Genomic DNA, 19,403 nt, shown 5'->3' with positions numbered 1-19,403 from the left:
GATATGTTCGCCGGGATCGGCGGCTTTCGGGCGGGGCTGACCCGCGCCGGCGGCTTCCAGTGCGTTGGACACTGCGAGATAGACAAATATGCCGAGGCCAGTTACCGTGCGATCCACGACATCAGGAAGGAGGAACGATACTATCCAGACGCCCGGACCATTGACCCCAACGACCTGCCCGAATTTGACCTCTTATGCGGGGGATTCCCCTGCCAGGCATTTTCTCTCGCTGGCCGCAGAAAAGGATTTGACGATGCAAGAGGTACTCTCTTCTTTGAAATTGCCCGCCTGGCTGAAGCCAGACGGCCTTCGTATCTTCTGCTCGAAAATGTTCCAGGACTGCTTAACCATGACGGCGGCAGGACGTTTGCGGCCATCCTCTCCGCGCTTTCTGACCTGGGGTACCATGTCGAATGGTCTGTGCTTAACAGCAAACATTTTGGAGTCCCCCAGTCAAGGCGAAGGGTGTTCCTTATCTGCTATCTTGATCCCCGATTCGCCGGAAAAATATTACCTGTCTTCGGAAATGGTGCGAAGGCTCTTATACAACTCCTCGGCGGCGCCCAAGGGCACCGAGTCTATGACCCGGAAGGAGTAGCCTGCACCCAGACGGCGGGCGGTGGCGGCCTCGGTGTGAAAACCGGGCTGTACCTGCTTCCGCCGGATGCGCCCTTTGTAGATCTGTGCGCAGGGCATCCGAAACGGACACGGCAAGCCAGGTGCATCACCGCCCGCTATGGTCAGACAACTCTGTCCAACCACAAAGGGGAACGCTCTGGGGCGCTGCTGATCAAGGAAGCCACCCGAAAAGGTTATCAGGAAGCGGTGCCCGGCGACAGCGTGGACTTGGGCTATCCGGGCAGCTCCACACGTGCCGGACGGGTCGGGGCTGGAGTCGCCCATGATGCCGCCAGTGTACAGGGCATTGTAGAGCGCGGCGGACGCATCCGCCGCCTGATGCCCAGAGAGTGCCTGCGCCTGCAGGGCTTTGAAGATGAGCAGATCGACAAGATCCTCGCCATCAACTCAGATGCCCAAGCCTACAAGCAGGCAGGCAACAGCGTCACCGTCACAGTAATCGAGGCCATTGGCCGGCGCATCCGGGCCGTGGATGAAGAACTGCGGAAGGAGGCGGCAGCATGACTGGGATGAAGGACCAGTATTTCGGCGTCGAGGTAGAGATGACTGGCATCACCCGCGAGCAGGCCGCGCAGGCGCTGGCGGACTATTTTGGAACAGTGCCCCGGTATAAAGGTGGCGCCTATGATACATGGGTCGTTAAAGACACAGAAAACAAAGAATGGAAACTGATGAGCGATGGCAGTATCTACGGTGAGTGTAAGACGTTGGATGGCTATAAACATACAAACGACAGACGGTATAAAGTTGAAATGGTGTCGCCAAAGCTCACCTATGCAGAACTGCCCAAGTTTCAGGAGTGTGTGCGGCAGGTCCGGCATGCGGGGGCAAAGGTCAACAGCTCCTGCGGCCTCCATGTCCATGTGGACGCTGCCAACCACAACCGCCAGAGCCTGAAAAACCTCCTGAGCATCATGTACTCCAAAGAAGATATTCTATTTAAGGCATTGCAGGTGAACCCAAACAGGGTGCGGGAATATTGTCAAAAAGTGCGGGAACCCATGCTGCGGCAGGCCCGCACCCTCTCTGCCGAAGAAACCAAGGATCTGACGCAGTTGGAACGCATTTGGTATGAAGGGGATATCAGTTCCGGAGAGCATTACAACTGGACACGCTATTATGCCTTAAACCTGCACTCGGTGTTCTATCGCGGCACGGTGGAGTGGCGCTGTTTCAACTCCACCCTCCATGCAGGCCGGGCCGCGGCGTACATCAACCTGTGCCTCGCCATGTCCGCCCAGGCCATCGCCCAGCGCAGCACCGTCATGCGGAAAACCCACAGCGACAATGAGCTGTTCACCTTCCGTGTCTGGCTGGTGCGCCTGGGCCTCAATGGGCCGGAGTTTAAGAATACCCGCGACCATCTGCTGGCCAACCTGGACGGTGACCGCGCCTGGCGCTACGACAAGGACAGTTACGAAGTCAATAAAAAGAAGAAAAAGAACCGAGAGATGGAGAGGTGACGAGATGAAGATCCGCATGGAAGAAGATATCCTGTCCGGTACCGGGGCGGAGATCATGGACCAGCTGCGCGCCCGTGTGTTTGACCCCACGGAGTTTCCTGACACGGAGAGCTACATCTGGTTTCTGCGGAACAATGTGATGCGAACTACCGGCCTGGACTTCCCGCTGCCGGATGGGGATGTGGAGCAGCAGGCCCGCATGATGTTTGCCCAGTTGGCGAAAGTGGGCGCTCTCACGATTTTGGAGAACTGATATGACGGAACGGCTGTATTTTGCCTATGGCAGCAATATCAATTTGGAGCAGATGGCGATCCGCTGTCCTGCCGCTCAAGTGGTTGGACCTGCGGTGCTGGACGGCTATGAACTGCTGTTCCGCGGCAACCGGCGCGGGACCGGCGTCGCCACCATCGAGCCTCTGCCCGGCAGCCAGGTCCACGGCCTGCTGTGGAAACTGACGACGGAGTGTGAGCAATCCTTGGACGTCTATGAGGGATACCCGCGCCTGTACGAAAAAGAGGATATCACGGTCCGCACCGGTGACGGAAAAGACGTGACCGTCATGGCCTACATCATGACCGGGGAACTGTGGCGGGATCCCGCCATCCCTTCTCCCGCCTACTATGGCGGCATTCTGGAGGGATACCGCCAGAACGGCCTGCCGGTGCCGGAACTGGAGGCTGCGCTGAAAAATGTGCACGACGAGGTGCGGCAAGCCCGGCACTTCGAGCGCATGCAGGAAATGGATCTGTTTTCCGGCGAAAAGCCAGGCAGGAAGAAGGGCCACCATGAGCGATAAGAGAAAGAGAGGCGCGGTATGGCAAGAAAAACCATCTCTCTGACGGGAGAACTGCACATGAATTCCACAGGATTTTCCGTAACCGTAGATGCACTGGAAACATTGAAAATCGTTGGTATCGCGTATGGTGTTTATGACCATGCGGAAGATCTGCGGGATTGCCGTGTCACAATGGAGAATGGCGAGCGGCCGGCGCTGGTTGTACAGGAAGATGTCAGCTTACATGGGAGTCCCTTTTGGGAAACTGTGCGTACAATTACAGATGACCCGAAACGGATCCAGCAGTATATGGCATTTCGGGAAACGCTGAAAATGTTTCAACAAATAGAACGGGAGCGCGAAGTTGTGCAACGGGATACAGGCCGCAGCAGTCAACAGGGCGCTCCCGCCAAGAGGAAGGATTGCCATGAGCGATAACCATCTGACAATCCTCGTTGTAGAGCCGGGGAAACCGCCATATCCCCGGCAGATCCCAGACACCCTGCAGGCCATGCAGGAGATTGTCGGCGGGGACATCGACGCCACATACCCCTATGAGGATCCCGTGGCGCTTATATTTAACAGCAGCGGCAAGTTTGCCGGCCTGCAGCCAAACCGCCTCCTCCGGCTGGAAAACGGGGATCCGTATGATGTCGTGTGCGGCACCTTTTTCCTCGCCGGCCTCGGCGGGGAAACCTTTGTGTCTTTGACGCCGGAACAGCTTCGAAAATATGAATCCCTGTACAGCCGAGAGATGCTGTTCCCGCTCCCCAAAAAGAAAGAGAGAAGGAATGAGCATGAAAGATAAGACCATTCTGACAGCGGAGTCCGTCACGGCAGGCCACCCGGACAAACTGTGCGACACCATAGCGGACACGGTGCTGGACTGCTGCCTGGAACACGACCCCGACGCCCGCGTCGCCTGTGAAGTTCTGGCGACGGCGGGCAAATTCGTGGTGGCCGGCGAGATCACCGCGCTGACGATCCCGGATATCCCTTCCATCGTGCGCGACACGGTGCGACGGGCCGGCTACAACTGCAGGAACTTTGACGTGGAGGTCCTCATCCAGCCTCAAAGCCCAGACATCGCAGAGGCAGTACAACACGGGGAACAGACCGCAGCCGGTGATCAGGGGATCGTGTATGGCTACGCCTGCAGCGAAACGGAAAACCTCCTGCCCCTGCCAGTGGTGTTGGCCCACCGCCTGACCGCCCTGCTCGCCTGTGCGCGGACGATGGGCAGGATCAGCGGCCTGCGGCCGGACGGAAAGGCGCAGGTGTCCGTAGAGTACGCCTTCGGCGTTCCCCGGCGGATCTCCGCCATCGTCCTCTCCTGTCAGCATGCGGAGGATAAGGACCTGTCCCGGCTGCGGGAGGAACTGCTGGAGTTTGTCATTCAGCCCGCCCTCCGCATCTTCCCCGCGGATGAGGATACGGAGATCCTCATCAACCCCTCTGGCCGCTTTGTGCTGGGCGGGATCGAGGCAGACACCGGGCTGACCGGCCGCAAGCTGATGGTGGACACCTATGGAGGGCTGGCGCCCCACGGCGGTGGCGCGCTGTCCGGCAAGGACGGGACCAAAGTGGACCGCAGCGGCGCCTACATGGCCCGCTGCATCGCAAAGAACATTGTGGCCGCCGGCCTCGCGGAGAAATGCACGGTCGCCCTGGCCTATGCCATCGGACGGGCTGAGCCGGTGGCTGTGGATGTAGATACCCACCTCACCGGCACATACCCGGACGAACTGCTGGAACAGGCGGTCCGCTGTTTCTTTGACCTCACGCCCGCGGGTATGATCCGCGCCCTACAACTGGACCGGCCCATCTTCGCGGACGCCTGCAACTATGGCCACTTCACCAGGGCAAGCCTGCCGTGGGAGCTGACCGGGCAGGCTGGAAAGTTTGCGGAGTTGTGTGCAGAGCTGGAGTGCGGAGATGATGGCGGCTGAAACATATAGCATCCTGTTCCTTTGGAAAGGACAGCATCGCCACCATCCTGCTGGCGCTCCGTTACGGGGAACCGTTGGATGAGGCGGTGTACTGCGAAGTGATGTTTGACAGCCATATCTCCGGCGAGGTGCCGGAGCACCGGGACTTCATCTATGGCACGGCCATCCCCGCACTGGAGCGCATGGGCGTAAAGATCCGCGTCCTCCGTGGACCGCAGACCTATGTGGGGCTGTTCACCGGGCGGATCACCCGTGGGCCGAAAAAGGGCCTGCTCCGCTCTTTTCCCATCTGTGGGCGATGCGCCGTCCAGCGGGACTGCAAACTGAAACCGATTTTGCGGTACCAGAAAAGCCTCCCGCCGGACACGGTACAGTACATCGGCATCGCCAGGGATGAGCAGGAGCGGCTGCTCCGGCTGGGTGGGCGCCGTGTCTCCCTGCTGGACAAATACGGCTATACGGAACAGGACGCAAAGCAGCTCTGCCGGGAGGCGGGGCTGCTTTCGCCTGTCTATGACTTCACCGACAGGGGCGGCTGCTGGTTCTGCCCCAACGCCAGACAGCGGGAACTCCGCCATCTCTATGACCACCACCCGGATCTGTGGGCCAGGATGCTGGAACTGCAGGCCCTGCCGGGGAAGGTCAGCGAGAAGTTCAATCGGACTATGACATTTTCGGAAATTGACGCAGGTTTTCGGTGAGAGGATGAACAACTCAGCCTATGGAAAAACGCCGCATAGCGGCGAAAGGAGGTCATATGCCAAACCATATCGACAATACGCACCATGAGATCCACTGGAAAAGTGCTCCTGCGCAAAAGGATGGGCCGGAGCGATGACATTTTACGAACAGGAACTTCGGAAACTGTTTGCGGACGGCATGGTGATCGGCAGCCCCAAGTTTACAGGCCGGGCCTGTTTGGGAACGCTGGGAAAGGATCTCCGTGTCCGTGTGCAGTTTGTGACATCCGGCTATGCGGACCACTATGACGCCATCAGCGTTACGGTGCTGAACCGCACAGACGGCGTGGTAGATAAGCTCCGCCTCCGGCTGAAGGATATCCTCGGCATCAAGCAGGTGCCGGGCAACCCCAACTTCCGTAATGGCGTATCACCGCATATCTGGGAAGATGGCGGAAAGGCGGAGTGGTATGCCTTCCGCCCAACCGCGGCGGACTATTCCGCCATGCGGCAGGCTGTGAGCGAGTACCTGGACGTGTTTCGGGATCGTGTGACGGAGCGCCGGCAGGACGGCCCGAAACTCGTTTACATCTGCGCCCCGCTGCGTGGCGAGGTAGAGAAAAATATCGCCTTCGCCAGAGAAAAAGCGCGGGAGGTGTTCGCGGAGGGCAACGTGCCCGTCTGCCCGCACCTCTTATTTCCGCCTATTGCCGACACTGGTAATCCGGCACAGGATCAGGCGGCACGGGAGATGGGCCTGCGGCTGGTAGAGTTCTGCCAGCAGGTCAATGTCTACGGCCCCGTCTGGACGGAGGGCATGTGGGCGGAGATCAACCACGCCGAGAGGCTGGGGATCCCTGTCCTGACAGACCAGAAGGAGCTGGGAAAGCCCCCGCACCGGCGAACCAAGCAAGGGAAGGAGCGATGATGTGATGGTGGACAACATTCCGCCAGAAGAACCGGAGATCGAATTATCAGGCAGGCAGATCGAGCAGTTGGATGCCATCGACAATGCCGTTTACCAAACGATCCTCACCTTCCTCAACAAGACGGAAGATGAATTTCCCTGGGATATGCATTATATAGGCGAAGTAGCGGATGCCATCGAAGGAACACTGCTGGATCTCGGCCAGCGGGTCCACCGGCCTGCAATCATAACGGAAAAAGGCGGAACAGTGCATTTGGAAGAATATCAGGAACCTGTACTGCAAACACCCCAAAAGAATAAGAAGAAGGAGAAACCTGCCTATGAGCGATAACCCCCAGTGGGAAATCATCCAAGGCGACGCGCTGAAGGTGCTGTCCGGCTTTGCGCTTGGGACCTTCGACGCGGTGATCACAGACCCGCCCTACGCATCCGGCGGGCGCACCCAGGCGGAAAAGAACAAGTCCACGGCCAAGAAATACTCCAACATGGGCGACCATGCCCCGCCGCCCTTTGACGGCGACGCCAAGGATCAGCGGTCCTGGACGCGCTGGGCGGCGGAGTGGCTGTACGACGCCAGAAAAATCTGTAAGCCCGGCGCCCCGGTGTGTATGTTCATCGACTGGCGGCAGCTCCCCGCAGCTACGGACGCCCTCCAGTGGGCTGGTTGGATCTGGCGTGGCACCGCCGTCTGGGACAAGGGCAACAGCCGGCCCCAGAAAGGACGCTTCCGCCAGCAGGCGGAGTACATCGTCTGGGGATCCAACGGGGACATGCCCATTAGCCGTCCCGTGCCCTGCCTGCCCGGTGTATTCAAATACGGGAACCCGCAGGATCGCATCCACCTGACAGAAAAGCCCCTGCAGCTTATGCGGGACATCGTGAAGATCACCGAGCCGGGCGGACGGATCCTGGACCCCTTTGCCGGCAGCGGCACCACGGTGCTGGCCGCTGTGCTGGAGGGCTACTCCGCCACCGGCATCGAGGTGACAGACGCCTATGCCGCACTGGCCAGAGGCCGGATCCGTCAGGCGCTGGAACAGGGGCTGGAGGACGTCCAATGACACGCCCTTGCTTTCCCGTTTCAGATGATAAGGGCGTCCAATGATACACCCTTTTTTGAAGGGAGGTCTGCACCATAGCAAAAGAACAGTATGCACGATTTTTCAGAAAGCCGGTTTCTGTGTCTGCTCTGCAAGATACCACCCCAATCATCAAGGCCGCCCCCTTTACAGTGGTGCGGGAGATCATCCTGTCGGAATCCAAATACCGCCGCTTTCAAGCGGATCTGCTGGCCGAGACCCCTTTCATCGCCGCCAGGACCCACCTTACCGGGTACAGTGAGAAGTCCGGCCGCTTCCGCTGCCTGCTGGTCTCTACCCGCAAGCGGCAGGACGGCATCCTCGTTGACAGCGAAGGTTACGCCTACGCCCGCTATGCGGCGTATGTGCGGGACAAGCGCGAACTGGATCTGGCCGGCGTCCCGCGGGATAACCTGAACCTCAAGGCCCGTGAGCGGTGAGCATTTTTCTTTTCCGCAGGAGAGGGAATTGAAATCCACCTACCGCTTGAAAATGGCCGCGCCCTGCGCGGCGATGGCGCAAGCATAGCATTTGTATGACAAATGCGCTTGCAGGGGGAATCCCCCTGGCCCCAATGCCGCCTGCAGGCAGAAAAAGGAGGTGACGTGTGCAGGAAAAAAGCAAATTTCTCTCTGTGCGGCTGACCGCAGAGGAACGGGAACACCTGGACCGACTGGCCAGAGAGTCTGGCCTGTCTCTAAGTAACGTCATCCGCTCCTGCATCAACCGCACGGAGATCCGCCAGCGCCAGCCGGCGGAGATCAACGACTTATATCGGGAGATCAACCGAATCGGCGTAAATATCAATCAAATCGCCCGGAGCGTCAACGCCGGCATCGCCACCCGACAAGACGCAAAAGAGGCGCTGTTCCTGCTGCGGCAGGTGTACCTGCTCATGGAAAAGGTCGCGGATCTGTAATGGCGGTTACGAAGATCCTCGCCCGCAAGGGACGGCTGGACGTGGGGGTCCGGTATGTCCTCAATGGGGATAAAACAGAGGAACAGATCCTGACCGCCAGCCAGGGCTGCTCCACGGAGCACGCCGTCAGCCGTATGATGAAAACCAAGCGGCACTATCGTCAGACGGACGGCGTCCAGTATTATCACATCATCCAATCCTTCAAGCCCGGCGAGGCCACCCCAGAACTGGCGCTGGAGATCGCAAAGGAGTTCGCCGCAGAGCATCTGTCCGGCTACCAGGCGGTCATCGGCGTTCATGTGGACAAGGAGCATATCCACGCGCACACCATTTTCAACTCCGTAAATGCGGATACCGGCGAGAAATACCACAGCAATGCCCGCAGTTACTACAGCCAGATCCGTGCCATCTCAGACCGGCTGTGCCGGGAGCACGGCTTGTCCATCATCATGGAGGGCAAGGGAGAAAAGGCGGTCAGTTACATCGAGTGGCTGCGGCAAAGCAAGGGCCAGCCCACCTTCCGCGCCATGCTGGAGGCGGATCTCCGGGAGGCCATAGAGGACGCCAACGATATCGGCCACTTCTTCCTCATTATGGAGCATAAGGGATATGAGATCAAGCATGGGAATCGCCTCAGCTTCCGCCTCAAAGGACAGGAGCGGCTCATGATACCAGGCCGGAAGAATCCGCTTTTCACCGAGGATGGGATCCGCGCCGCCATCGAGGGGAACCTGGATGAGATCGCCGCCGGTGCTCGCCCATCCATCGTCTATCGGCCCCGGTATGAGCCGTACCGCAGGCGCCACCCGCAGAAGTACACCGGATTCATGGCCCTGTATGTCCACTACCTCTATCTGCTGGGCAAGGCCGGGCAGCGGCAGTACCCGCCGAAGATGACGCCCCATCTCAGGAGGGAGATCATGAAGTTTGAGAGCTACAAGGAGCAGTTCGCCTTCCTGCGGGCGCATGGCGTCTCCACGGCAGAGGGCCTGCAGGCCGTCCATACCCGCACAGAGGAAACGCTGGCCAGCCTGATGAAACAGCGCACCATCCTCAATGTGCGGAAGAAGAAACGGCGGGCGCTCTACGACGCCCTCTCCGACGCAGAGGCCCTCGCCCCGGCGAAGGACTGCTATGAGTCCGGCATGCCCGGCATGGAGGAACCCTTTACCCGCTACATGGACGCCGTCTCCACGCTGGAGCGGTGCGGGATCCCCAGGGAGCAGTTGCTGGCGGAAAAGGCTGAACTATACCGACAGTTGGCGGACGTCAACCGGGAGATCCGGCAGGCACGGAAAGAAATTTCCATGTGTGACACTATTGAACGAAACCGGCCCCAGATGGAACATGATATTCAGGTGGCCGAGGCCACGGCAAAGGAGGTGGAACGAGATGAATATCGGAGGCGGTGAGGCCGCGGACCAACTGGTCCGCATGCTGCTCTCCGGCGGAGAGGTGGCCGTCCGGCTGGGCGGTTCAGCAGCCAAGAACCTGCTGGCCATGTCGCTGGCGCTGGCGAAAAACCACAAGAAGATCAGCGGCAAGGTCCGCATGGGCAAAATGCTGCAGCAGACGCGGGATCTGCGGGTGTTTCCCATGACGCAGGAGGAATACCGGGAGTTCAGGCTCAAGGCGCGGGAACCGAAATTGCTCTATGCGGCCATCCAAAACTCCCGGGACTCCAATGGCCCGAACAGCATGGTAGATGTTGTCATGCCGGCCACAGAGGTGGAACGGGCCAATTTGGTGTTCCAGAAGATGATGTACCAGCAACCGGAGTTCCCCCGAAAGGAGCAGCCGGATCGGGAGCGGCAGCCGGAGATGGAACCAGGAACGCCAAAAAAAGATTCCCGGTCGGGACGCGCCTCACGCGATACCGGCACCAGCTCTCCTACGCGCGCCGGGAGCGCGGCGAGGACGACGAGTGAGGAGCGGCCCTCTGTTGAGGGCCGCCTGCAGGGCTATCGCGCTCGGTTGGAGGAACAGCGTCAGCGTGCCCCGGCCAGGCAGAAAACCAAGACGCGGACCAAGGCCAGATGATCGGGTGCTGTTCGGGGAAAGTGCTGGATATTCCGGGCCGGTTCGGGTATGGTTGAGTTGCAAAAAAGTGGAAGGAGGCCAAATCACATGAAAGCCGTTTACTACTACAGAGGACACACCGGCAGCGCAGGATTCCTGCTCCTGGAGGATATGGCACTGCTGAAAAGGCTGTTCGCGCACGGGAGCCTGCCGCCCAAGGCACAGTTGCGGGGAAAACGCTGCTGGCTGTATCTTCGGGTGGATACCGGCAACCCGATGGCAGACGAGATCGGCATCAGTGGGCAGGACACTTACCTGCGCCAATTCGCGGAAGAAAACGGCATGCAGATCGCCGGCGTATACAAGGATTATATGAGCGGGCGGGATCTCCGGAGGCCCGGCCTTCAGTTCCTGGAGCAGCAGGCTGCGGAAAAGAAAATGGATTATATCCTTTCCTGTAAACGGGATCGGATCTACCGGGGCCATGACCTGCGGGGCCTCCTGCGGTATGAGGACCGAATGCATACCCTCGGCGTGGACATCCTGTATCCCTTCGAACAGGACTGATCAAACGGGCATACATCCCATCAGCCTACGGGGCGCACTACTGCGGTGCGCCCCCTGTTTTTACATTTGGAGGTGAATGCCGCTGAATCAACCGGGCAGATCGGGAGGGCTTCTCCCGTATCTGTTTCTCTACATCCCCGTGGTCTGGGCCGCGCTCCTGATCGCCCAGTCCCTCGGGGACGGCCTGCCGGAACTGCTGACGAACCTGACCGCAGCCCTGCAGACCCCTTTGAAGATCCGCTGGACGGAACACAGCCTGATGAGCATTCTCGCCTGCACCGGCCTCTATGTCATGGGGATCTGCCTCTACCGCACCACCCAGGGCCGTACCCGCGACGGCGAGGAACACGGCTCCGCCCAGTGGGCGTCCCCCAAACAGGTCAACGCCATGTTCTGTCAAAAGCAGAATAAGCCCCTGACAAAGCATGTCCGCCTGGGGCTGGATACCCACAAGCACCGCCGGTCCCTCAACGTACTGGTCATCGGCGGCAGCGGCGCGGCCAAGACCCGCAGCTATGTGCTGCCCAACATTCTGGAGGCCAATACAAACTATGTAATCACCGACCCCAAAATGGAGGTGCTCACCGCCACCGGCGGCTACCTTAAAAGCCAGGGCTATGATGTGCGGGTGCTGAACCTCGTTAACCTGGAGCAGTCGGACGGATACAACCCCTTCCGCTATATCCGGGATGAGAAGGACGCCCTGCGGCTGGTCAACAACCTCATCCAGGCCACCACGCCCAAGAACAGCCATGAGTCGGACCCGTTCTGGACCAAGGCCGAAACGGCGCTGCTGCAGGCCATCATCCTCATGCTGTTTCAGGAGGCGCCGGAGTCCGAGCAGAACTTTTCCATGGTCATGCGGGTGCTGGAGTATGCGGAGGTAAAGGAGGACGACGAGGACCACGTCTCACCGCTGGATCTGCTGTTCAGCGCCATTGAACGGGAGAAGCCGGACAGCGTCGCCGTCCGGCAATATAAGGTCTTTAAGATGGCGGCGGGCAAGACTTCCAAGAGTATCCTTGTGTCCACCGCTGTGCGCTTGGCGCCCTTCAACCTGCCCCAGATCCGGGCCATCACGGACCACGACGATATGGATCTCTACACCCTGGGGGAGAAGAAGTGCGCCCTGTATGCCGTCATCCCGGACAATGACACCACCTACAACTTTTTGGTGAGTCTGCTCTACTCCCAGGTGTTCCAGACCCTCTACTACTGCGCCGATCAGATCCACCACGGCCCGCTGCCCCGGCACGTCCACTTCATATTGGACGAGGCACCCTCGGTCAATCTGCCGGGGCTGCCCCGTGAACTGGCAACCATGAGGTCGAGAAACATCTCCTGCAGCACCATCATCCAGAACATGGCGCAGATCAAGGAGCAGTTCAAGGACTCCTGGGAAACCATCCCCGGCAACTCGGACACCTTGCTGTACCTCGGCGGCAACGAGTCCAGCACCCACAAGTACATCTCCGAGGCCCTCGGCAAATCCACCATCGACACCAAGACCCACGGGGAAACCAAGGGCAAGTCCGGCTCCTGGTCCACCAACATGCAGATCAACGGGCGGGAGCTGCTGACGCCGGACGAGGTACGCCGGCTGGACAACCGGTACGCCGTCCTGCTCATCCGCGGCGCGGGGCCGGTGATGGACCTGAAATACGATTTGATGAAACACCCCGCGGTCCGTCAGACTTCGCTGGCCGGCGGGCCACCCTATATCCACCACGGGCAAAACCAAGCATCGGTGATCTCTGGACATGAATTGTTTGCGGCATTTTCCACCGATGACGCCAATGAAGAAAAGGAGAATGCAGCATGAACCATCTATTTGAAAAGCGGGTCAAGCGCATTTACACAATGCTTTCCTGCTTTGTGCTGGTCGCCGTCATGACCGTCTGCCCCGCCTTCGCGGCGGACGACCCACTGGCGGTTGTGACGAATCTGAGCGACTTCATCTTTTCCCTCATCCGGGCCATCGGCCTCATCCTGCTGGGTTTCGGCGTCCTCCAGCTGGGCCTGTCCCTCAAGAGCCACGACCCCTCCCAGCGCGCCAACGGCATGCTCACCATCGCTGGCGGCATTGTGATCACATTTACCAAGGAGATCCTCACCCTCATCACCGGCTGAGTGGGCAAAGCGGGAGGGCGCACGTGGCGTCCTCCCGCACCCTTCCCACACGGAGGTGATGCACAATGGGAAGTGGAAACTGGATCGTTGACAATCTAAACTCAGCCCTTGCTACCTGGAACGACAAGCTCACCGAGATCTGGACGCTCATCTCCACGTCGCCGGAAGAATTCAAAGGCGGCGGGATCTGGGACGTCATTCTCAATATCCATGACGCGCTGAGAGCCATCGGCTACGCCCTGCTGGTGCTGTTTTTCGTGGCCGGCGTGGTCAAGACCTGCGGCAGCTTTACGGAACTCAAGCGCCCGGAGGTGGCGGTCAAGACCTTTGTGCGGTTCGCGCTGGCGCAGGGGGCCGTCACCTACGGTCTGGAACTGATGATGGCCCTGTTCAGCATCGCTCAGGGGGCGGTGTCCACCATCATGGATGCCTCCGGCCTCACGGCCATGTCCGACACGGCACTGCCGGATGAGATGGTGGCCATCATCGAGGACGTGGGCTTTCTGGAGAGTATCCCGCTGTGGGCGGTGACGCTCCTGGGATCCCTGTTTATCTGGGTCCTCTCGCTGGTGATGATCCTCACCGTGTATTCCCGCTTTTTCAAACTCTACATGGCGTCGGCCATCGCACCCATCCCGCTGGCCAGTTTCGCGGGACAGCCCTCCAGCAGCATCGGCGTGGCTTTTATCAAGAGCTACGCCGCCATCTGCCTGGAGGGCTGTATGATCGTTTTGGCCTGTATTATCTTTTCCCAGTTTGCCGCGGCGCCGCCAGCCATCGCGGATGACACAATGGCTGCCGCTACTATCGTTTGGAACTATATCGGGGAGTTGATTTTCAACATGCTGGTCCTGGTGGGCGCTATCAAGATGAGCGACCGTCTGGTGCGGGAGCTGATGGGCCTTGGTTAATCCTGCAGGTCATCGATATGGACGATACCGCCGCCGTTGCGGCCGGCCTCGCGCACCCGCTGGATCAAAATTTCCTCTTTTTCTTTCTCGCGCCGGCGCCGCTCCATGATGGCGGAGATTTTCCGCACCAGGGAGTACACCCAGGACAGAACCGTCACTGCCAGCAGGACGTACCATATTACATTGGCCAGCGTGTAGTGGGCGTAGTACCAGTCGCTCAGCAGCGTCGGTACCACCAGCGCGTACAGCAGCGGGATGGTCAGACGGAACACCGCGGCCAGGCGGAACAGGATGGACAGGATCAGGATCCCGGCTCCCAGGAAAATATATGCATATAACATGGGTACACCCCTCTCGCTATTTTTTCACTTTGATGTTAGCATACCCCGGCGGACATGGCAACTCCTGTCTGCCAAAAGTCCAGGAACGGAAACGGAGGTGAAATCCAATCGAGGTACGCATCAACAAAGAGGTCCGAAACTATCAGGAGAGCCTGTTTTTCGGGCTGTCGCTCCGCCAGCTCATCTTCGCGCTGCTGGCCGTCGCCGTTGCCGTAGGCGTGTATTTTGGCCTGCGCTCCGTGCTGGCGACCGCCGAGATCGGATGGGTCTGCGTCCTGTGCGCTTTCCCGTTCGCTCTCGGCGGTTTTTTCCAGTACAATGGCATGACGCTGGAGCGGTTTCTACTTGCTTATATCCGCACGGAATTTATATATCCTCACCGGCTCGTCTTCAAATCGGACAATCTGTACGCGAAACTCATGGAGCGTTCGAGTATGAAGGAGGCCCTGAAGATTGATTAAAACCCTGCAAAATACATTGAGGCAGGACAAGGAACAATTTACCGTACCAAGATCTGTACAGGACACCATCCCCATCCGCCGCATCTGGCCGGATGGGATTTTTCAGTTTGGGAGTAAGTTCTCCAAGTGCATCCGCTTTTCGGATATCAACTACGCCATCGCCTCCAAAGAGGACAAGACGGCCATGTTCCTGAATTATTCCGAATTGCTCAATGCGCTGGACACTGGCTCCACCACCAAGATCACCATCAACAACAAGCGGCTCAACCGCCAGAACTTTGAGGAAACCATCCTACTTCCGCCCCGTGGGGATTTTCTGGACGGATACCGGGCCGAATACAACACCATGCTCACGGACAAGGTCACCGACGCATCCAACAGCGTGGTGCAGGAGCGGTACATTACCGTCTCCACCCACAAGAAAAATGTGGATGAGGCCAAGACCTTCTTTGACCGTGTTACCAATGACATTACCAGCCGGCTCAACAAATTGGACTCCCGCAGCGAGGAACTGGACGCCATCGAACGTCTGCGGATCCTCCATGACTTCTACCGGGTAGGTGAGGAAACCGAATTTCACTTTGACCTCAAGGACGGCATGCGGAAGGGGGCCTCCTATAAGGACGCCATCTGCCCGGACAGCATGGAGTTCAAGAAGGACCACTTTGTCATGGGTGATAAGTTCGGACGGGTCCTGTTCCTCAAGGAGTACGCCTCCTACATCAAGGACTCCATGATCAATGAGTTGACGGAGCTGAACCGGACGCTCATGCTGTCCATCGACGTGATCCCCGTCCCCACGGACGAGGCGGTGCGGGAGATGCAGAACCGGCTGCTGGGCGTGGAAACCAATGTGACCAACTGGCAGCGCCGGCAGAACAGCAACAACAACTTCTCCGCCGTTGTCCCGTATGACCTTGAACAGCAGCGCAAGGAAACCCGCGAGATGCTGGACGATCTCACTACCCGCGACCAGCGCATGATGTTCGCCGTGGTGACGCTGGTGCATCTGGCAGACACCAAGGAGGAACTGGACAGCGACACGGAAACCCTCCAGTCCATTGCCCGCAAGCACCTGTGCCAGCTCTCCACCCTCAACTGGCAGCAGGCGGAGGGGCTGGTGACGGCGCTACCCTTGGGCCTGCGCCGCATCGATGCCCTCCGCACCCTTACCACCGAGGCGCTGGCTGTCCTCATGCCCTTCAAGGCCCAGGAGATCCGCCATCAGGGCGGCGTGTACTACGGGCAGAATGTCATCAGCAAGAACCTCATCCTCGCCAACCGCTGGGAACTGCTCAACGCCAACGGCTTTGTCCTCGGCGTGTCCGGCTCCGGCAAGTCCTTCACCGCCAAGCGCGAGATGGTGGGGCTGGCCCTGGCAGCGGAGAACGGCGCAGGCGGCCTGCCGGATGACATCATTGTCATCGACCCAGAATCCGAATACCGGCCGCTCATCGAGGGCTTAGGCGGCGAGGTCATCGAGGTGTCTGCCACCTCGCCCAACCACATCAACGCCATGGACATGGAGCAGGGCTACGGCGACGGGGAGAACCCGGTGGTGCTGAAGTCCGAGTTTCTGCTGTCTCTGTGTGAGCAACTTATGGGATCTGGGAAACTCTCCGCAAAAGAGAAGTCCATCATCGACCGCTGTGCCGCTCAGTGCTACCGGGACTACATCCGCAGTGATTATAAGGGCACTGTACCTACCCTGCAGGACTTCCACGCCGAACTGCTCCGCCAGCCGGAGCCGGAAGCGCGGGATGTGGCGCTGGCTATTGAACTGTTCACCGAGGGCAGCCTGAACACCTTCGCCAAACCCACCAATGTGGACACCAATTCCCGCATCCTCTGTTATGACATCCGGGATCTGGGCCGCCAGCTCCTGCCCGTGGGCATGCTGGTGGTGCTGGACAGCATCTTCAACCGCATCATCCGCAACCGCCAGCAGGGGCGGAATACCTGGATCTACATCGACGAAATTTACCTGCTGTTTCAGCACGAGTACAGCGCAAACTTCCTGTTCACCCTCTGGAAACGTGTCCGTAAGTATCGGGCCTGCTGCACCGGCATCACACAGAATGTGGACGACCTGCTCCAGTCCCACACCGCCCGGACCATGCTGGCCAACAGCGAGTTCCTCGTCATGCTCAACCAGGCGGCGACGGACCGGACGGAGCTGGCCAGGCTGCTGAACATCTCGGACAACCAGCTCTCCTACATCACCAATGTGGACTCCGGCCGCGGCCTCATCAAGTGCGGCAGTGCCATCGTGCCCTTTATGGACAACTTCCCCAAAAACCGGCTGTACCGCCTGATGACCACCAGGCCCTCCGACACGGACGGCAGCCATGCGCCGGGGCGGGCCGCGTAATGCGGCCCGCTTTCATGGGGAGGCGGCCGGATGGATAAGATCAAGGAAAAACCCCATACTGTGGCCTCCGTCCGGGAGAAGATAAAGGCCGCGCCGAAGGAACTGGTCCATCGCGGCCTGGAGGACGGATCGGACCGACTGCGGACGCAGCTCCGGGACGCCGCCCAGCAGGGGCGGCGGGATGACTACGGCGGCGACCAAATCGAGGACGCCGCCGCAGGCGGTATGCGCCGCATGGAGCGCGGCGCGGAAAAGCTCATCAAGGAGAAACGGAAAAAGCATGACTCCCGCGGCGGCAGCCCCGCAGATCCCGCAGCCGGGGATCCCGTGCCGGAGGTTCGTACACGGGGGCAGGAAAGCCGTGTCAACACCGCGGCGGCAGGCCGGCCGGCGGAACCAGCCGGTAACGCCGGGCAGCGGATCAAGACCAAGGACACATACCTGCGCGCCCAGCCGTTAACGCCGGCGTCTGGCCTGACCCCGGAGCGCACCCAGGGCCAGCATCCCTTCATCCGGGAGCGCGGACGGCAGGCGGCGCAGAAGTCCGCGCAAGCCAAAGCCGAGCAGATGCGGCACCCGGCAGGCGGTGGGCAGGAGTCTGCTCAGCCTGTGGGAGATTCCCGGCCCTCCGGCAGAACTGCGCTTGGGAATGGGGGCAGGCAGGACGGGACCGTATCGCCCATGCGGCCAAAGGCGGAGCCTGCCCAGGATACCGGCCCGCTGCCAAAAGGGAAACGCAGAACGCCTGCCATAAAGGAGGCTGGCCGGAACCGGGCGGTACGCCGCGCAAAGCCGGCTGCCGGCGCCCCCAGGCAGGCGGTAAAGACAGCGGACCATGCCGGGAGAACCGCCGCCCAGGCGGGGCGTGGGGCCGCTCGTGCCGCCCAGAGCGCCAAAGCAGCCCGTGCGGCACAGCAGACGGTTATGTCCCGCCAGGCGGCAAAGCAGGCCGGCAGTGCGGCGAAAAAGGCCGCCGCCAAAGCGGGGAACGCCCTGCGGGCCATCCTCGCGGCGGCAAGGGGCCTGATCGCCGCGGCGGCCGCCGGCGGTTCCGTTGTCCTCGCCCTGCTGGTGTTCATCTGCCTGATCGGCATGCTCATCGCCTCGCCCTTCGGTATCCTGTTCGCCAACGAACCTGCAGACAGCAGTTCCGTGGCGCTCAGTACAGCCATCGCCCAGGTCAATGTGGAATATGCCGACAAGCTGGAGGAACTGCAGGCCGGGGACTACGACCAGATCATCATAGACGGTGCCCCACCGGACTGGCGGGAGATCGTGGCGGTGTTTGCGGTGAAAACCGCGGGGACCAATGACGGCGTCGATGTGGTCACCCTGGACGCCGACCGGGTAGCACGGCTGAAGGAGGTGTTCTGGGCTATGACCGTCCTATCCTCCGAGGTGGAAACCATAGACCACCCGGACAGCGACCCGGATGACGGCGAGGACGACAGCTGGACGGAAACCATCCTGACGATCTCCGTCACGGGAAAGACCGTGGACGAGATGCGGGAGCACTACGCCTTTACCGATGAGCAGAACGACATGCTGGACGATCTGTTGGAGAATCTCGACCTTCTGGGCGGGGCCATTGGGAATCTGGCTGTGACGGAGGCCGACGCCAAGGAACTGCTTGCCTCGTTGCCGGCGGACCTGAGCGCCGAGCGCCGGGAGATCATAGAAACCGCCTGCCAGCTGGTGGGTAAGGTCAATTACTTCTGGGGCGGCAAAAGCCTTGTCCTCGGCTGGGACTCCCGCTGGGGGACCACCATGCAGGTCACGGCCCCCGGCAGCTCCAGTTCCGGCACCTACCGGCCCTACGGGATGGATTGCTCAGGGTACGTTGATTGGGTATTCTATAATGCCACAGGCGGCGAGTACATCATCGGCCACGGCGGCGGAGCGGCCGCACAGCACAGTTACTGCACCACCATCGCTTGGGACGAGGCGCTGCCCGGCGATCTGGTATTCTATCCAGAGGACTCCCATGTGGGCATTGTAGGCGGCAGGGACGAGAGCGGCAATCTGCTCATCATCCACTGCGCCAGCGGATACAACAATGTGGTGATCACCGGCATCGAGGGCTTTACATCCATTGGCAGGCCGGTATACTTTTCGGACTAAAATCGGGAAGGGCCTCTGCGGGGATACATCCCCCGCAGAGGTTCTCCTG

Annotated in this window: 23 protein-coding genes; 22 read left to right on the top strand and 1 reads right to left on the bottom strand. The window is 60.0% G+C overall.

Translation table 11 applies throughout. The annotated features are described in order from the left end of the window. Positions 1–3 precede the first annotated feature (3 nt). From dcm to H8S62_RS06395, 19 genes are all read left to right on the top strand, one after another. Positions 4–1,143, top strand: a complete 1,140-nt coding sequence (dcm, locus tag H8S62_RS06485; RefSeq protein WP_155151646.1) for a DNA (cytosine-5-)-methyltransferase — start codon at positions 4–6, stop codon at positions 1,141–1,143. Then, positions 1,140–2,102 carry an amidoligase family protein gene (locus H8S62_RS06480; protein WP_155151649.1) on the top strand — a complete coding sequence of 321 codons (963 nt, stop codon included), beginning with the start codon at positions 1,140–1,142 and terminating at the stop codon, positions 2,100–2,102. Before dcm ends, H8S62_RS06480 begins: the two co-directional genes overlap by 4 nt. A gap of 4 nt (positions 2,103–2,106) precedes the next feature. Further along, positions 2,107–2,355: a hypothetical protein gene (locus tag H8S62_RS06475; protein ID WP_155151651.1), complete on the top strand. Its 249-nt coding sequence runs from the start codon at positions 2,107–2,109 to the stop codon at positions 2,353–2,355. A gap of 1 nt (position 2,356) precedes the next feature. Then, a complete protein-coding gene (locus tag H8S62_RS06470) occupies positions 2,357–2,899 on the top strand; it encodes a gamma-glutamylcyclotransferase family protein (protein WP_155151654.1) in 543 nt (180 codons plus the stop codon). Between the two features lie 18 nt (positions 2,900–2,917). Then, the gene (locus tag H8S62_RS06465) at positions 2,918–3,316 is read left to right on the top strand and encodes a hypothetical protein (protein ID WP_155151656.1); all 399 of its coding nucleotides are present in this window, start codon (positions 2,918–2,920) and stop codon (positions 3,314–3,316) included. Then, positions 3,306–3,686 (top strand): DUF3846 domain-containing protein, encoded by a 381-nt coding sequence (locus H8S62_RS06460; RefSeq protein WP_009258915.1) that lies wholly within the window; start codon positions 3,306–3,308, stop codon positions 3,684–3,686. The genes H8S62_RS06465 and H8S62_RS06460 overlap by 11 nt, the downstream gene beginning before the upstream one ends. After that, positions 3,676–4,827 carry a methionine adenosyltransferase gene (metK, locus tag H8S62_RS06455; RefSeq protein WP_155151659.1) on the top strand — a complete coding sequence of 384 codons (1,152 nt, stop codon included), beginning with the start codon at positions 3,676–3,678 and terminating at the stop codon, positions 4,825–4,827. The genes H8S62_RS06460 and metK overlap by 11 nt, the downstream gene beginning before the upstream one ends. Further along, positions 4,824–5,528 (top strand): phosphoadenosine phosphosulfate reductase, encoded by a 705-nt coding sequence (locus H8S62_RS06450; RefSeq protein WP_155151662.1) that lies wholly within the window; start codon positions 4,824–4,826, stop codon positions 5,526–5,528. Before metK ends, H8S62_RS06450 begins: the two co-directional genes overlap by 4 nt. 133 nt (positions 5,529–5,661) lie before the next feature. Further along, complete coding sequence (locus H8S62_RS06445; RefSeq protein WP_155151664.1) at positions 5,662–6,435, top strand: DUF7768 domain-containing protein; 774 nt, start codon at positions 5,662–5,664, stop codon at positions 6,433–6,435. A gap of 1 nt (position 6,436) precedes the next feature. After that, positions 6,437–6,766, top strand: a complete 330-nt coding sequence (locus H8S62_RS06440) for a hypothetical protein (protein ID WP_155151667.1) — start codon at positions 6,437–6,439, stop codon at positions 6,764–6,766. Then, positions 6,756–7,496, top strand: a complete 741-nt coding sequence (locus H8S62_RS06435; protein ID WP_155151672.1) for a DNA-methyltransferase — start codon at positions 6,756–6,758, stop codon at positions 7,494–7,496. The genes H8S62_RS06440 and H8S62_RS06435 overlap by 11 nt, the downstream gene beginning before the upstream one ends. A gap of 119 nt (positions 7,497–7,615) precedes the next feature. Further along, positions 7,616–7,954 carry a DUF6329 domain-containing protein gene (locus H8S62_RS06430; RefSeq protein ID WP_155151674.1) on the top strand — a complete coding sequence of 113 codons (339 nt, stop codon included), beginning with the start codon at positions 7,616–7,618 and terminating at the stop codon, positions 7,952–7,954. Between the two features lie 167 nt (positions 7,955–8,121). Continuing rightward, entirely contained in the window at positions 8,122–8,433 is a 312-nt protein-coding gene (locus H8S62_RS06425; protein WP_173023939.1) for a plasmid mobilization protein, read from the top strand. Further along, entirely contained in the window at positions 8,433–9,845 is a 1,413-nt protein-coding gene (locus tag H8S62_RS06420; protein WP_155151677.1) for a relaxase/mobilization nuclease domain-containing protein, read from the top strand. The genes H8S62_RS06425 and H8S62_RS06420 overlap by 1 nt, the downstream gene beginning before the upstream one ends. Next, the gene (locus tag H8S62_RS06415) at positions 9,826–10,473 is read left to right on the top strand and encodes a DUF3801 domain-containing protein (protein ID WP_155151681.1); all 648 of its coding nucleotides are present in this window, start codon (positions 9,826–9,828) and stop codon (positions 10,471–10,473) included. Before H8S62_RS06420 ends, H8S62_RS06415 begins: the two co-directional genes overlap by 20 nt. A gap of 150 nt (positions 10,474–10,623) precedes the next feature. Further along, positions 10,624–11,019, top strand: coding sequence for a recombinase family protein (locus H8S62_RS06410; RefSeq protein ID WP_173023591.1), 396 nt, complete (start codon positions 10,624–10,626; stop codon positions 11,017–11,019). A gap of 76 nt (positions 11,020–11,095) precedes the next feature. Beyond that, positions 11,096–12,841 carry a VirD4-like conjugal transfer protein, CD1115 family gene (locus H8S62_RS06405; RefSeq protein WP_172698298.1) on the top strand — a complete coding sequence of 582 codons (1,746 nt, stop codon included), beginning with the start codon at positions 11,096–11,098 and terminating at the stop codon, positions 12,839–12,841. Positions 12,842–12,879: 38 nt separating this feature from the next. Continuing rightward, positions 12,880–13,149: a formate hydrogenlyase gene (locus tag H8S62_RS06400; protein WP_226928282.1), complete on the top strand. Its 270-nt coding sequence runs from the start codon at positions 12,880–12,882 to the stop codon at positions 13,147–13,149. Between the two features lie 65 nt (positions 13,150–13,214). Beyond that, on the top strand, positions 13,215–14,060 hold the full coding sequence (locus tag H8S62_RS06395; RefSeq protein ID WP_155151065.1) for a VirB6/TrbL-like conjugal transfer protein, CD1112 family: 846 nt from the start codon (positions 13,215–13,217) through the stop codon (positions 14,058–14,060). On the opposite strand, the gene H8S62_RS06390 is transcribed toward H8S62_RS06395, so the two are convergent. Then, on the bottom strand, positions 14,057–14,401 hold the full coding sequence (locus H8S62_RS06390; protein WP_155151066.1) for a molecular chaperone GrpE: 345 nt from the start codon (positions 14,399–14,401) through the stop codon (positions 14,057–14,059). The two genes, H8S62_RS06395 and H8S62_RS06390, sit on opposite strands and share 4 nt — an antisense overlap. Positions 14,402–14,508: 107 nt before the next feature. On the opposite strand from H8S62_RS06390, the gene H8S62_RS06385 reads away from it, so the two are divergent. Genes H8S62_RS06385 through H8S62_RS06375 form a run of 3 tightly spaced genes read left to right on the top strand, consistent with a single transcriptional unit; the run spans position 14,509 to position 19,354 of the window. After that, complete coding sequence (locus H8S62_RS06385) at positions 14,509–14,862, top strand: PrgI family protein (protein WP_173023887.1); 354 nt, start codon at positions 14,509–14,511, stop codon at positions 14,860–14,862. Continuing rightward, complete coding sequence (locus tag H8S62_RS06380) at positions 14,855–17,233, top strand: VirB4-like conjugal transfer ATPase, CD1110 family (RefSeq protein ID WP_155152922.1); 2,379 nt, start codon at positions 14,855–14,857, stop codon at positions 17,231–17,233. The genes H8S62_RS06385 and H8S62_RS06380 overlap by 8 nt, the downstream gene beginning before the upstream one ends. 30 nt (positions 17,234–17,263) lie before the next feature. Then, complete coding sequence (locus tag H8S62_RS06375) at positions 17,264–19,354, top strand: C40 family peptidase (protein ID WP_173023581.1); 2,091 nt, start codon at positions 17,264–17,266, stop codon at positions 19,352–19,354. The last annotated feature ends 49 nt before the right edge of the window (positions 19,355–19,403 follow it).

Origin of the sequence: Lawsonibacter faecis (genome assembly GCF_014287675.1) — a bacterium.
Lineage (GTDB): Bacteria > Bacillota > Clostridia > Oscillospirales > Oscillospiraceae > Pseudoflavonifractor > Pseudoflavonifractor faecis.
This window is presented reverse-complemented; position numbering and strand designations above follow the sequence as displayed.